The organism is Oceanobacillus halotolerans (assembly GCF_010993955.1).
GTDB classification, from domain to species: Bacteria; Bacillota; Bacilli; order Bacillales; family Amphibacillaceae; genus Oceanibacillus_A; species Oceanibacillus_A halotolerans.
This window is the reverse complement of sequence record NZ_WIXL01000005.1, coordinates 106,900-120,530: the sequence shown is the minus strand read 5'-3', so window position 1 is coordinate 120,530 and position 13,631 is coordinate 106,900. Positions and strand designations below refer to the sequence as shown.

Annotated in this window: 15 protein-coding genes; 9 read left to right on the top strand and 6 right to left on the bottom strand. The window is 35.6% G+C overall.

The features are described from left to right. Positions 1 to 59 precede the first annotated feature (59 nt). Both GHC26_RS08255 and GHC26_RS08250 read left to right on the top strand, forming a co-directional pair. On the top strand, positions 60 to 1,028 hold the full coding sequence (locus GHC26_RS08255; RefSeq protein WP_163970792.1) for an NAD(P)H-dependent flavin oxidoreductase: 969 nt from the start codon (positions 60 to 62) through the stop codon (positions 1,026 to 1,028). Continuing rightward, on the top strand, positions 1,029 to 1,313 hold the full coding sequence (locus GHC26_RS08250) for a UPF0223 family protein (protein ID WP_163970791.1): 285 nt from the start codon (positions 1,029 to 1,031) through the stop codon (positions 1,311 to 1,313). Positions 1,314 to 1,323: 10 nt separating this feature from the next. On the opposite strand, the gene GHC26_RS08245 is transcribed toward GHC26_RS08250, so the two are convergent. Further along, a complete protein-coding gene (locus tag GHC26_RS08245; RefSeq protein ID WP_163970790.1) occupies positions 1,324 to 1,944 on the bottom strand; it encodes a YktB family protein in 621 nt (206 codons plus the stop codon). 187 nt (positions 1,945 to 2,131) lie between these two features. On the opposite strand from GHC26_RS08245, the gene GHC26_RS08240 reads away from it, so the two are divergent. Together GHC26_RS08240 and GHC26_RS08235 are read left to right on the top strand one after the other, a co-directional pair. After that, complete coding sequence (locus GHC26_RS08240; protein ID WP_163970789.1) at positions 2,132 to 2,326, top strand: hypothetical protein; 195 nt, start codon at positions 2,132 to 2,134, stop codon at positions 2,324 to 2,326. Positions 2,327 to 2,485: 159 nt separating this feature from the next. Continuing rightward, positions 2,486 to 3,289 carry an inositol monophosphatase family protein gene (locus GHC26_RS08235; RefSeq protein ID WP_163970788.1) on the top strand — a complete coding sequence of 268 codons (804 nt, stop codon included), beginning with the start codon at positions 2,486 to 2,488 and terminating at the stop codon, positions 3,287 to 3,289. A 4-nt stretch (positions 3,290 to 3,293) separates the two neighbouring features. Here the strand turns inward: GHC26_RS08235 and GHC26_RS08230 are convergent, their stop codons facing one another. Further along, positions 3,294 to 3,470, bottom strand: a complete 177-nt coding sequence (locus GHC26_RS08230) for a DUF5325 family protein (RefSeq protein ID WP_163970787.1) — start codon at positions 3,468 to 3,470, stop codon at positions 3,294 to 3,296. 138 nt (positions 3,471 to 3,608) lie between these two features. Here GHC26_RS08230 and GHC26_RS08225 point away from each other — a divergent pair, with 138 nt between their 5' ends. After that, positions 3,609 to 3,899: a YlaH-like family protein gene (locus GHC26_RS08225; RefSeq protein ID WP_163970786.1), complete on the top strand. Its 291-nt coding sequence runs from the start codon at positions 3,609 to 3,611 to the stop codon at positions 3,897 to 3,899. Between the two features lie 364 nt (positions 3,900 to 4,263). Here GHC26_RS08225 and GHC26_RS08220 read toward each other — a convergent pair whose 3' ends face one another. After that, positions 4,264 to 4,461: a YlaI family protein gene (locus GHC26_RS08220; protein WP_404821774.1), complete on the bottom strand. Its 198-nt coding sequence runs from the start codon at positions 4,459 to 4,461 to the stop codon at positions 4,264 to 4,266. Positions 4,462 to 4,597: 136 nt separating this feature from the next. Here GHC26_RS08220 and GHC26_RS08215 point away from each other — a divergent pair, with 136 nt between their 5' ends. After that, entirely contained in the window at positions 4,598 to 4,846 is a 249-nt protein-coding gene (locus tag GHC26_RS08215; RefSeq protein ID WP_163970690.1) for a hypothetical protein, read from the top strand. A 43-nt stretch (positions 4,847 to 4,889) separates the two neighbouring features. Here GHC26_RS08215 and GHC26_RS08210 read toward each other — a convergent pair whose 3' ends face one another. After that, complete coding sequence (locus tag GHC26_RS08210; protein WP_163970784.1) at positions 4,890 to 5,489, bottom strand: YhcN/YlaJ family sporulation lipoprotein; 600 nt, start codon at positions 5,487 to 5,489, stop codon at positions 4,890 to 4,892. 116 nt (positions 5,490 to 5,605) lie between these two features. Further along, complete coding sequence (locus tag GHC26_RS08205) at positions 5,606 to 6,094, bottom strand: hypothetical protein (protein ID WP_163970783.1); 489 nt, start codon at positions 6,092 to 6,094, stop codon at positions 5,606 to 5,608. An 817-nt stretch (positions 6,095 to 6,911) separates the two neighbouring features. Here GHC26_RS08205 and GHC26_RS08195 point away from each other — a divergent pair. From GHC26_RS08195 to pyc, 3 genes are all read left to right on the top strand, one after another. Next, positions 6,912 to 7,199, top strand: coding sequence for a YlaN family protein (locus GHC26_RS08195; protein ID WP_163970886.1), 288 nt, complete (start codon positions 6,912 to 6,914; stop codon positions 7,197 to 7,199). Positions 7,200 to 7,420: 221 nt separating this feature from the next. Further along, positions 7,421 to 8,605, top strand: a complete 1,185-nt coding sequence (gene ftsW, locus GHC26_RS08190; protein WP_163970782.1) for a putative lipid II flippase FtsW — start codon at positions 7,421 to 7,423, stop codon at positions 8,603 to 8,605. After that, positions 8,593 to 12,036: a pyruvate carboxylase gene (pyc, locus tag GHC26_RS08185; protein ID WP_163970781.1), complete on the top strand. Its 3,444-nt coding sequence runs from the start codon at positions 8,593 to 8,595 to the stop codon at positions 12,034 to 12,036. Before ftsW ends, pyc begins: the two co-directional genes overlap by 13 nt. Positions 12,037 to 12,220: 184 nt before the next feature. Here pyc and GHC26_RS08180 read toward each other — a convergent pair whose 3' ends face one another. Next, complete coding sequence (locus GHC26_RS08180) at positions 12,221 to 13,177, bottom strand: COX15/CtaA family protein (protein WP_163970780.1); 957 nt, start codon at positions 13,175 to 13,177, stop codon at positions 12,221 to 12,223. Positions 13,178 to 13,631: the final 454 nt, after the last annotated feature.

Below are 13,631 nucleotides of genomic sequence, written 5' to 3'. Positions count from 1 at the left end.
TTGTGTTCTAACATGATAGGATAGAGGAAAGAGAAATAATTAGAGGGGATGTATAGAGGATGAAAACAAGGGTAACAGAGTTATTAAACATTAAGTATCCAATTGTTCAAGGGGGACTTGCTTATTTAGCATACTCTGATTTGGCTACTGCTGTTTCGAATGCTGGTGGTCTTGGTCAAATAACTGCAATGAGTTTATCCAGCCCAGAAGAGTTAAGACGGGAAATTAAACAGGTGAAATCGTTGACTGATTCTCCGTTTGGGGTGAATTTTGCTATTGGTCAGCATGGCCGTGCCTTTGAACATATGGTAGAGGTGGCTATTGAAGAAAAAGTTCCGGTTATATCTGTAACTGGTGGAAATCCTAAAGGTGTATTAGATATGGTAAAGGATCATCCGATTAAAACATTAGTACTTGTAGCAGCAAAGAGACAGGCAATAAAAGCAGAGGAGTTAGGAGCAGATGCCGTCATGGTGGTTGGCCAAGAAGGTGGTGGCCATTTAGGTCGTGGTGATGTTGGGACATTTGTATTAACGCCACAAGTGGTTGATGCGGTATCGATTCCAGTTATTGCATCGGGTGGTATTGTAGATGGAAGAGGAATGATGGCAGCGTTAGCACTTGGAGCTGAAGGAATTGAGATGGGAACTCGATTTATTGCTACAGAAGAGTGTGTTGATGCACATTCAACATATAAACAAGCATTATTAGAAGCTGATGAAAATGCAACTGTTGTGATCAAACGAACTCTCGGGACACCAGCCCGTGCATTGAAAAATTCATGGACTGACCAAATTCTTGAAATTGAAAAAGAAGAAAAAGGGTATGAGTCACTGAAAGACTACATAAGTGGTGAAGCCAACAAACACTATATTCATGAAGGCGATGCAACGAAGGGATTTGGGTGGGCAGGTCAAGGTGCTGCTCGTATTCATGATCTCCCACGTGTAGATGATTTGATTGCACAAATGGTACAGGATGCAAAAATGATTGCTAGTAAATGGAATGAAATGGTAGAGGTGAAGTGAATGGATTATCATTATCCAATTGATGAGACATGGTCAAAAGAAGAAATTATTAAGGTCGTTCATTTCTTCACATTAATTGAAAAAGCATATGAAAGTAATGTCAAACGAGAAGACATATTACAAGCATATAAAATATTTAAGGAAATTGTTCCATCGAAAAGTGAGGAAAAACAATACTTCTCAGCTTTTGAAAAAGCGTCTGGTTATTCAAGTTTTCATGTCGTAAAACAGGCTCGACAAACAACGGAAGGAACCATCCATATAGAAAAAGGTACCTGGAAGTAGGTACCTTTTTCTATGCGCGTGCTTGTAATGCTTGTTTGTAGAAGGGAATTAGTGAATCATATGTCTTTTTCACAATATCGATAAAGACTTGACCATTTGTTAAACGGTTATCATCTTTGGCAATGTGTTGTCCGATTAGAAATTCCGCTTTTTTGACATCTCTAAATCGTTCTAAATGACTACGGTCCAACTCTTGAAGCGATATTGCATCTTTTTTGGTATGATCTAATGAAACAACATAATTGTCGGGAAGCGTTTTTATGGAATTATAATTGTTTAAAAAAGAAGACGCAATAGCTTGTTTATTGTCTAACTCATAAATAAGCGCAAGCCATATAAAGACATGATCATCAAATAGACCTACTTGAAAATGAGGATGTTTTTTATAACCCCGTTTATTATCTGCTATTGCCAACCAAGTGTCATTTGGTGGATTCACTGTTCGTCTAGCGTGTTTCGCAATATGTAAATACATCTCGTTTCCTAGTTGTACGGATAAATAGTCAGTAAGTTCTTGACCAATAATTTGAAATTTAGGCTGGATACGAGATTGAATGGCTTCCATTCGTTCTTCAAGACCATTTATGTGAAATGTTTCAAAATCCTGTTGAGTAAATCCGTTAAAATCCAATGGTATCACCCTTTAAAATCATTTTAAATTTACTATTATTATTGATTATTCTCCAACCCTAGTCAAGTTATTGCTATCTTTGTATTAACGAACAAGGAATTTGGGAGGAATTTGGATAGAAAATATTGAACCAATTGATTCATTGCCTCATATATATAAAAAAAGCCTTCTAAAAGGAAGTGGTGGCATGAAGTATGTGATGGAAGCGCTAAGGAGGCAGGAAGCAAAAGAAAAGATACCAGTAATTCGGATGGAAATTGATTATGAACTCGTTACACTATATGATGCTTTACAAGCAGATGATCACGTTCAAGTTATTAAGTCAAAAGAGCGGTTAAAGCAGCTAAGAAAACAAATGATTGAGATTGAAAATGAGGAATAATATAAGAATATTTAGCAGACCTCAGTGTATTGATCTCTTAAAAGAGATGAATATATATGGGGTCTTTTTTTGTATTGAAAGACTCCAAGTTAATTTTATGACTAGAATCGTTCGTTTTGGTACCATACTAATAATAGAATAATTTGTGGAGGATGAATAATGAATAACGAAATAAAACAACAGATATTTGACCAAGCAAAAAAATGGGTATTAAATGCAGGTAGGACCATCAAAGAAAAAATAGATGACCCGTTTGATGTAACAACCAAGTCCAACCCAAATGATCTCGTTACAACAATGGATCGAGATACAGAACAATTTTTTGCGGAACATATTCGAAAAAATTACCCAGACCATTATATTTTGAGTGAAGAAGGTTATGGGGATGATCTTTCTTCTATGGAAGGAACAATCTGGATTATTGATCCAATTGATGGAACGATGAATTTTGTCCATCAACGCAGAAACTTCGCTATATCTGTAGGAATTTACCATGATGGTATTGGTGAAATTGGATTCATCTATGATGTAATGAATGAAGTGTTATATAGTGCAAAGCGGGGGGAGGGATCTTTTAAAAATGATGTCCCATTAGCACCATTAAAACAGCATGTGAATCTAAAAGAAGCTATATTAGGATTAAACCATTTCTGGTTATGTGAGAATAAATTAGTAGATGAGAAGTCGATGCAAAAATTAGTTCGTACTGTACGAGGTACAAGAACATATGGCTCGGCTGCCTTGGAATTTGCATATGTGGCGGAAGGTATTGTGGATGGATATATGACAATGAGCTTGGCACCTTGGGATATTGCTGCTGGTATTATTATTACAAAGGAAGTTGGTGCAGTATCCACAACGATTGATGGGGATGAGATTCAAATGCTTGAGAAAAATTCTATCCTCACCTGTCATCCAACTATACAAAAAGAAATCATCCAAGAATACATGAAAAGGAAGTAACGCATTAGCGATACTTCCTTTTTCGTTTTAGAGACAAACCATATCCCATGATGAGGAAACCTAATATAATAAATAATAAGATTAGCCAAATATTACGAAAAGCAATGGCAACACCCACTGCAAGAAACATGGTAATGACTAATGCCGCTAACAATAACATTGGGAAATTAATTTTACTCATAAGAACACCTCTATTATTTTACACGTATATAGTATATCGGAAAACAGGTTTGAATACAAAATAGAAATCTTTAGTAGCATGTCTTAGCCAGATTTAGTATGATAAGTAGAGAAACATGTACTGGGGGAGACATAAGATATGATACATGATTTTATAGTTAGTAACTATGGAACCGATAATATTTACCTCATTTTCTATATATTGAATATTATCTTTGGTATTATTGCATTTAAATTGGGATTTGCTCGCAAATTACCTATCGCGAAAACAGTTATTGTTTATATTTTATTGGCAATCGGTATGTATATCATTACTATTTTTAGTATATTTAAAATGCCTATGACGGAAAGTTTAATCATTATTTCTGTTATTATGGGAATTTATCGGTTGCGCCTACATCAACAACGGAAGGCCAAAGAGACGTCGTAAAACAATAAATCAAGGCTGTTTTCTAAAAGATGGGACGAAAGGCATAGGTGAGACCCCTAAAGACGAGTACCAGTCTTTTTTGCGAGGAGTGCGGTAGCAATGTATAGCTTTCAACAAGACGAGCACGAGGAGGCTCAACAGCTGCCCACGGCAAAGGAGACACTGTGAAAACGACCAGAGAGAATTTGAACAGATGTCTCATTTGTGCCCATGGTGAAAGCGAAGTGTATTTCCGAAGCGGATAAAAGCTCCATTTCACTTTACGTACATCAGCTATTTATTAAGATTCATCCTTTAAACAACAAAGTAGGCGTTAAGAGCTTATAAAATCAAAAACTCTCACTATGATGTGAGAGTTTTTAATTTATATTAAATCTTCTTTATGTTTTTTTGGTTCATATAATTGAAATTTACCTGTAGCGTGTCGTTTTTTTGTATTTTCTCCTACTCGTTTATTACATTCCTGACATAAATACATGTGAACTCTTCGGTTTCGTAAACGTTTTGCTTGTAGCGAAAAATCTTCAATTGTATCGATTGTATCACAAATAACACATTTCACTTTCAAAAAACTCACCTCAATCGAATTACTATCCATAAATTAACTATAACATATGAGGTTCCATCAAGGAAGGTCATGTTTTAGTTCCTCCTCATTTGGGAAAAGCTATATATACCACCATAAAGGGGGAATAATAGTGAACAGACGAACTGTTATATATACGACTACGACTGTTGGTGTAGGCACATTAGCATGGTTGTTTGCAAAAAAGCAAAAACAAATGCGTGAAATTCATAATCAAGCACAGCATACATTGTTAGATGCTGGTATACCTGATCAGATACCTGTGGAAGATGAAGCACAGATGGAAAATGCTAAAATGGTATCTGAAGGCTCACAATATGGTGTACATTATTATAATAAAACAACATCTTACAATAAATAAAAAGGGTGTTTCCAAGGTAATTGGAAACACCCTTTTATGCGTTTTACTCTTCATCTGTACGATCATATGATTGATCTTCTTCCACATCTTCCAGCTTGTTTTCTTCCTCTTCTGGAACGACCTCTTCATTTTGATCAGGTTCTTTTGGTTGGTTTTCGTGAATAGGGAAATCAGGCATATATCTTCCAACGATACCAGATAATTCATCGACTATTCCTTCGATTGGATGGCCTTGTTGTATTTTATTCCCCATTCCACGTAACCTTTCCGTTACATCAGCATCTGCTACGACAACTGCAGTTTTTCCATATGGATCATGCTTTAAAGCCTCTAAAACAGAATACTTAATGGTTCCAACTCTAGAACGATCTAAATCTTTATCTACATCAATACCAACAACTGCATATGGTCCTGCTACAACAGATGCTGCATCTTCAACATTGGGAACATCGCTTGCTAAGTTTGCTAAATGGTCTGCAATTTCTTCATTACTTAAGTTACGGTTGTTTTGTTCACTGGAATTTTCCACTTGAATATATTGGTTATTCGTTCCTTCTCTAGGTAATGCTTCATCATCTTCTTGCTGGCAAGCCGCTAGAAACATAACAGCACAACTAAAAAATATCCCTAGTCGCTTCAACATATAAAACTCCTCCTTTAAAAGGGATCATAGATAAGCTGTTATTTTATTTTGAGTCTCATGTGTGAAATTATACAAAGAAAACTGCCATGAATGATTTTCATGACAGCTTTTGATGTTTATTGAATAATGATTTTTTGAACTCCTTTAATTGGTTCTTCCTTATTAGATCCATCTTTAAATAATAAATGGACTGGACCATCTTCTTTTATTGGCTTACCATCGATAGCAAATAATAAATAGCTATTATCCAAATCAGCTAATGAAATGGTTTTATTTCCAGCTGTTGTTTCTAACACAACAGCTTTGGCATCCTCTTTTATTTCAGCATGTCCAACGAACTCTTGAATAGGCATAACATATGAATTCTCTAAGACTTTATTTCGTTCAAAGCGGGTTACGCTATTATTTACTGGAGGATTTACTTTTTGTTTATAAATTTCTTGATTCCATCTTTCTGATGCTTTTTCTAGTTCATCTTCTGGTACTGTTTCCTCAACATTCGTATTAAACGCTTCCTCTAGTAAAATTTTTCGATCGTCAAAAATCCAAACTGTTGGGTCTAATGTGATCGTATATGTAACATTGCCTGTAATTGGTACTACCATTTCCATATCACCTCTTTATAGTTTCTTTATTTAGGATAGCAGACATACCCGGAAATTTCACGCATATAGTAAAAGAGAAGAAAATTTAGAAATTAGTGAATAAAAGAAGGCCCTTTTCGTATATTTGTTGTTTTTAATGTAAATTGCTGGTGTATATTTATTTCCCTTAGGAGATATTCAAACAAGTAATGCCATGAACTTCAGTCAATATGTAATTATACAGAAGAAGGAAAGCTTAAACTTCATCAAAATATCAGAGCCGACGTTGCCATAGAAATAAACAAAATGTTAAAAATGCCTTACGGCAAAGACAACTTAGAAGTTGCAGATAACAGAATTTTGAGGTACTCTATGCAATTAGGCAAATGTGCAGTAACAGGGGAATTTTTAACATCCAATCAGGTACACTGTCATCATAAAGTTACCCCGACATATGGGAGGCTCAGATGAGTTTAACAACCTTGTAATCGTTGCCCATAGATTTAATCCATGCTAAAAGTGAAAAGACGATTGAGCGATATAGGAAAATTCTTCAATTAGATGGAAAACAATTGAAGAAGCTAAACCAATTTCGTAAAGTTTGTAATTTAGTTGCTTTAGTTTAAAAGAATAAGATGGAACGCCTAATGCGGCGAAAGTCGCACGTAGGGTGTGGAGCAGGGGAAAAGATGGAGATTACATCAAAGTCTTACCTATTACTATTAAAAAGGCAACAAGACAATAAGAAAGATAAGCTTGTATTAATTTTATTTGCAATTTCTAGTTTGTAACGATAATATAAGAGAAGAAAGTCTTTCTAAACGGAGGGATTTAATTGATTCCTGAGGTGACGATCACACATCGTGAAAAAGCTTATGCACTTTTAAAAGAAGATGCAGATAAAATATTGCGCTTGATTGAAGTTCAAATAGAAAATTTAACAATGCCACAATGCCCATTATATGAAGAGGTGTTGGATACTCAAATGTTTGGGCTCTCAAGAGAAATTGATTTTGCTATACGCTTAAATTTGATTAGCGAAAGTGAAGGCAAAGCATTATTAGAAAACTTAGAGCGGCAACTTAATATCTTGCATGAAGCAGCACAAAATCAATCATCATCATAAAGGTTTATTGTATGTATAATGGACCGAAAAACTTTGCCCCTTTAAATGGCAAGGTTTTTTTATTTTTATGACTTATCTGTATAGGTGAAATGCTTTATAATATAGAAACAAAAGATATATTGGAGCTTCTTGCTAAAGTGTTACACTATTTTATAAAATGTGATATACTATTAGAGATTTCCAATTCATCTTTATTACATATATTGAGGAGAAGACGTAAGATGATGCAGAAATTGAAGGATTATGATTTCACATTAATGATATCACCAATACTACTAACTGCTTTTGGTCTAGTGATGATATATAGTGCAAGCATGGTTGTAGCAGTTGTAGAAGGGCATGAAAGTACACACTATTTTACACGTCAGCTTCTATGGTTTGGATTAGGTTTAATCGGATTTATTATTTGTAGTATTTTTCCCTATAAAAAGTATCAAAAATTAATGAGGTGGATTGTTGGTATAGTCGTTGTTTTATTACTTGGTTTATTTGTATTTGGGACTACCATTAATAATGCCAAGTCGTGGTATGTAATCGGACCTGTTAGCTTTCAGCCAGCAGAGTTTGCAAAAATAGCATTGATTATGTACTTAGCTTCTGTTTATTCAAAAAAGCAATCGTATTTGAATCAATTTTATAGTGCTGTATTACCGCCTCTCGTATTAACAGTATTTATACTAGGGTTAATTGTAGTACAGCCAGATATAGGGACAGCATCAATTATATTTTTAATTGCCTGTTCTGTTATCGTTAGTTCAGGTATTCGTTTTAAACACTTGTTACTCTTAATTGGTGTCGGTGTTGTTATATTAGCTTTTGCTATTCCCAATATGGTGACAGATGTCCGAATATCCCGATTTACGGGTGCATACCAACCATTTGAGGCACCTGAGACTAGTGGTTATCAATTAATACAATCTTATCTTGCAATTGGTGTTGGCGGATTAAATGGAGAAGGTTTAGGACAGAGCGTGCAAAAGTTAGGCTATTTAATGGAGGCACATACCGATTTTATTATGGCTATCATTGCCGAAGAATTAGGATTTATTGGTGTTGTGATTGTCATAGGCCTATTAGCAACGATTGTTCTACGCGGTATTTTTATTGCAAGAAAGTGTGAAGACAGTTTTGGCGCATTGTTAGCAATTGGGATTTCTTCCATGGTAGGAGTCCAAGCGTTTATTAATTTAGGAGCAATTAGTGGAATACTTCCGATTACAGGTGTTCCTTTACCGTTTGTAAGTTATGGTGGCTCGTCGTTGCTAGTCATGCTAATATCAATGGGAATATTAAATAATATTGCAAAAACTACTCGTAAAAATGAGCAGGAAAACGATGTACATACTCAGGAGCCCCAATCTAAACTAACTTTTCAAAATAGAGGAGGTAAAACATGGGTGAATTAAAACATATCCGTAAAGTGTTAGTAGCCAACCGAGGCGAAATTGCGATTCGTGTATTTCGTGCATGTACAGAATTAAATATACGTACAGTAGCTATTTACTCACAGGAAGATACTGGTTCTTACCATCGATATAAAGCGGATGAATCCTACCTAATTGGTGAGGGGAAAAAGCCAATTGACGCGTATTTAGATATTGAGGGCATTATTGAATTAGCCAAAAAAGTGGGTGTTGATGCGATACATCCAGGTTATGGATTTTTATCTGAAAATATTCATTTTGCAAAGCGTTGTGAAGAGGAAGGGATTATCTTTATCGGCCCAACTAGTGAACATTTAAATATGTTTGGTGATAAAGTAAAGGCAAGAGAACAGGCTATTAAGGCACAGATACCTGTAATTCCAGGAAGCGATGGACCAGTTACCTCTTTAGAAGAGGTTAAATCGTTCGGAGATAAACATGGCTATCCGATCATTATTAAAGCCTCTCTTGGTGGTGGTGGTCGTGGAATGCGAATTGTTCGAAATGAAGATGGGTTAAAAGAAGCCTATGACCGTTCCAAATCAGAGGCAAAAGCAGCCTTTGGAAATGATGAAGTCTATGTGGAAAAGCTAATTGAGAATCCAAAGCACATAGAAGTACAAGTAATAGGAGATCGAGATGGAAATATTGTCCACTTATATGAACGAGATTGTTCTGTGCAGAGAAGACACCAAAAAGTAGTTGAAATTGCACCAAGTGTTTCGTTACCTACTACATTGCGTGAAGAGATTTGTCAAGCTGCTATCGCCTTAATGAAAAATGTAAATTACGTAAATGCAGGTACTGTAGAATTTTTGGTGACAGAGGATGCTTATTACTTCATTGAAGTTAATCCACGTGTACAAGTTGAACATACCATTACAGAAATGATTACTGGTGTTGATATCGTCCAAACTCAAATAAAAGTTTCTGATGGGATCAGTATTCATGCACCATCTATAGGAATTCCTCAACAAGAAGAAATCACCACAATAGGCTATGCGATTCAATCTCGTGTCACAACAGAAGACCCATTAAATAACTTCATGCCAGATTCAGGTAGAATTATGGCATATCGAACTGGTGGTGGGTTCGGTGTTCGCCTGGATGCAGGAAACGGATTTCAAGGTGCAGTCATTTCTCCACATTATGACTCATTACTGGTAAAAGTCTCTACTTGGGCATTAACCTTTGAGCAGGCCGCTAAAAAAATGGTGCGGAACTTAAAAGAATTTCGAATTCGGGGGATCAAAACAAATATACCATTCTTAGAAAATGTCATCTTACATGATCAATTTAAATCTGGCCAATTCAGTACCACATTTATTGACCAAACCCCAGAATTATTTGTTTTTCCAAAACGAAAAGATCGTGGAACAAAAATGTTGACGTATATAGGACATACTACCGTTAACGGGTTTGAGGGACTAGAAAAAAAACAAAAGCCTGACTTTTCAATCCCTAGTATACCAAAATTTAATGAAGAAATAGCGATACCTCGGGGGTCGAAACAAGTACTAGAGGAACATGGACCAGAAGGATTAAGTAAATGGCTGTTGGATCAAAATGAAGTAATGTTGACAGATACAACGTTTCGTGATGCACATCAATCATTACTTGCAACACGTGTCCGTTCCAAAGACTTATTACAAATTGCTGAACCCACAGCACGTTTGTTACCTAACCTTTTCTCCGTAGAGATGTGGGGTGGTGCTACATTTGATGTTGCATACCGTTTCTTAAAAGAGGATCCATGGGAACGATTACTATCGTTTCGGGAAAAAATGCCGAATGTTCTATTGCAAATGTTATTAAGGGCAAGTAATGCAGTAGGTTATAAAAATTACCCTGATAATGTCATAAAAGAATTTGTAGAAAAAAGTGCCAATGCAGGTATTGATGTATTCCGTATATTTGATAGTTTAAACTGGATAGATGGGATGAGACCTGCTATTCAGGCAGTAAGAGATAACAATAAGATTGCGGAAGCATCTATTTGTTATACAGGAAATATTTTAGATAAGACTCGGAGTAAATATGATTTGAACTATTATAAACAAGTTGCCAAAGAATTAGAGCATTCTGGTGCGCATATATTAGGTATAAAAGATATGGCTGGGTTATTAAAACCAGAGGCAGCATATCAGTTGGTCTCTACGTTAAAGGAAACGGTAGAGTTACCAATTCACCTTCATACACATGATACTAGTGGCAATGGTATATATATGTATGCCCGCGCCATTGAGGCTGGGGTAGATGCAGTGGATGTTGCCAATGGACCAATGGCAGGTTTAACGTCACAACCAAGCGCGCAAACCCTATATCATGCCTTAGAAGGTAACAAGCGTCAACCTAATATCGATGTAGAGGCTTATGAGTTACTATCTCATTACTGGGAAGGGGTACGTGAATTTTATAACGACTTTGAAAGTGGGATGAAAGCTCCACATACAGAAATATATCATCATGAAATGCCTGGTGGACAATACAGCAATTTAAGACAACAAGCGAAAGCAGTCGGGTTGGGGGATAGATGGAATGAAGTAAAACAAATGTTTCGCCGTGTAAATGACATGTTTGGAGACATTGTGAAAGTTACCCCATCTTCTAAAATAGTAGGTGACATGACACTGTTCATGGTACAAAACAATCTAACAGAGGATTACATTTATGAACGAGGAGAATCCATTGATTTCCCAGATTCTGTGATTGAATTTATGCAGGGATATATTGGACAACCATATCAAGGTTTTCCACAAGAATTACAACGAATTATACTTAAAGGCAAAAATCCAATTACAGTTAGACCTGGAGAATTACTGGACCCAGTGGATTTCACTGAGATGAAAGAAACGTTATTTAAGCGGCTCGATCGACAGGTCACGAGTTTTGATATGATAGCCTATGCACTTTATCCTTCTGTTTTTATGGAGTATCATAGCTTTTATGAAAAGTATGGGGATATGTCGGTACTAGACACACCAACTTTTTTCTACGGAATGAAGTTAGGAGAAGAGATTGAAGTTGAAATTGAGCAAGGAAAAACATTAATTGTTCGTCTTGTATCGATATCAGAACCACGAAAAGATGGAACAAGAGTGGTTTATTTTGAGTTAAATGGTCAATCAAGAGAAGTGGTTGTCCAGGATGAAAATGTGACGTCACAGGTTGCAACAAAACCAAAAGCTGATACAAGTAATGAAAAACATATTGGTGCAACTATGCCTGGCACTGTTGTGAAAGTATTATGTGATAAAGGTGAAGCAGTTCAAAAAGGGGATCATTTATTAATTACAGAAGCAATGAAAATGGAAACTACTGTTCAAGCACCATTTGATGGGGTCATTAAAGATATTTACATTTCAAACGGAGATCCCATTACTGTGCATGATTTATTAATTGAATTTGAATAGAGTCACTGTATTATACTCGTTCACTAAAAGTAGTATATTCACAATGAAAACGCCTGGATCAAATAAATCTAGGCGTTTTTATCACTAAAATATATGAGATATCCATTAAAGTACCCCAGCTAGGGACGTTTGTTTAATAGTCCCATTATCTGGGGTAAAGTTCACAACTATTGGTGTACAACTTTTATTTAATAGAGGAGATGGTTGTGTTTGAATTATTGATCTGTTGCTTCTCATATTTTGCGCTTCTAGTAGCAAGTAACACAAAATATGTAAGCATTGCAAAATAGCAAGATATTACTAATGCGTGAAGTAATGCAATTCCTAGATTTAGTAGTGTAATTATAATCATAGCACCGAAAAATACTTGTAAGGTAATAAGTGATAGGGAAATGACCCAACCCCAATACATAATACGATTATGGCGATAATGCTTAGCAACCTTTATAAAAAAGATAATTGTCCAAAGAAAAAGGATTCCAGCCGCCAAACGGTGTCCCATTTGAATCCATTGTTCAAGACTGAAATTTGAAAAAGTAAATGGGGATGTATTCGTACAAAATGGCCAATCTCCACAAACGAGATTTGCCTCAGTATGTCGAACGAGTGCGCCTGTATATACGACTATTAATGTATAAATCGTTAACAGATAAATTTGGATGCGATGTTTTTTTTGAATAAATAACGTTTTGGTGTCAAACTTTTGATCAATTTCAAATAACAATAGCATTAATAAGAAAACAGCAGCAAATGAAATAAGGGATATACCAAAATGCGCTGCTAAAACAAAATCAGATTGGCCCCACATAACAGCAGCTGCACCAATTAATGCTTGTAATAATAAGAAAAATACGGATATGAAGGATAAAAACTTAACTTCCCGTATATGCCCAACATATTTCCATGCCAAGATGGATAACGATATAACAACCACCCCGACAATACCAGAAACGAGACGGTGACTTAGTTCAATGACTAATTCTGGTGTGATATTTGAAGGGATTATTTCTCCGTCACACAAAGGCCAACTCTCACCACATCCCATCCCAGATTCTGTTTTAGTAACTAGTGCTCCCCCTATTAAGATAAAAATCATGCCGATTGAAGCGACAATTGCTAATGATTTTAATAGTTTAACCATTTTTAAGCCTCACTTTTATGTCTATTCTTAGCTATATACATCATAATGTTTTCCATTCGTGGAAGCAATAAAAAGACTTGATTTCCATGCAACCAAACTATATATTATCATGCTTTAAAATTATTTTCACTATAAAAAAAGTAAAAACCCTTGCAAAGTGACGTAGAATTTGCTAGAAATAATGTAAGGGGATATTTGCTAACCTAAACATAACTATGTCTTGATTCATGGGGAAAACTACATACGATGATCAAACAAAAAAAGGCTTTTGGCCTTTCATTTTATTTTTTGGCACCTTTTTCACAAATTTGTCACAAAATAGACACAAATAAAATCGTCAATTTATGAAAAAGGAGCTATATAGGAAAATAGAATGTATATAAACCCATGAAAATGATGATGTCATAGTTCAGCAAGGTTTGGGAATACTGAAATATTATGGTATTTATTTAAA

Coding starts and splice junctions, on each gene's coding strand:
- GHC26_RS08250 (WP_163970791.1), top strand. CDS start 1,029: ATGGATTATCATTATCCAATTGATGAGACATGGTCAAAAGAAGAAATT.
- GHC26_RS08235 (WP_163970788.1), top strand. CDS start 2,486: ATGAATAACGAAATAAAACAACAGATATTTGACCAAGCAAAAAAATGG.
- GHC26_RS08230 (WP_163970787.1), bottom strand. CDS start 3,470: ATGAGTAAAATTAATTTCCCAATGTTATTGTTAGCGGCATTAGTCATT.
- GHC26_RS08205 (WP_163970783.1), bottom strand. CDS start 6,094: ATGGTAGTACCAATTACAGGCAATGTTACATATACGATCACATTAGAC.
- GHC26_RS08255 (WP_163970792.1), top strand. CDS start 60: ATGAAAACAAGGGTAACAGAGTTATTAAACATTAAGTATCCAATTGTT.
- GHC26_RS08180 (WP_163970780.1), bottom strand. CDS start 13,177: ATGGTTAAACTATTAAAATCATTAGCAATTGTCGCTTCAATCGGCATG.
- pyc (WP_163970781.1), top strand. CDS start 8,593: ATGGGTGAATTAAAACATATCCGTAAAGTGTTAGTAGCCAACCGAGGC.
- GHC26_RS08210 (WP_163970784.1), bottom strand. CDS start 5,489: ATGTTGAAGCGACTAGGGATATTTTTTAGTTGTGCTGTTATGTTTCTA.
- GHC26_RS08225 (WP_163970786.1), top strand. CDS start 3,609: ATGATACATGATTTTATAGTTAGTAACTATGGAACCGATAATATTTAC.
- GHC26_RS08240 (WP_163970789.1), top strand. CDS start 2,132: ATGAAGTATGTGATGGAAGCGCTAAGGAGGCAGGAAGCAAAAGAAAAG.
- ftsW (WP_163970782.1), top strand. CDS start 7,421: ATGATGCAGAAATTGAAGGATTATGATTTCACATTAATGATATCACCA.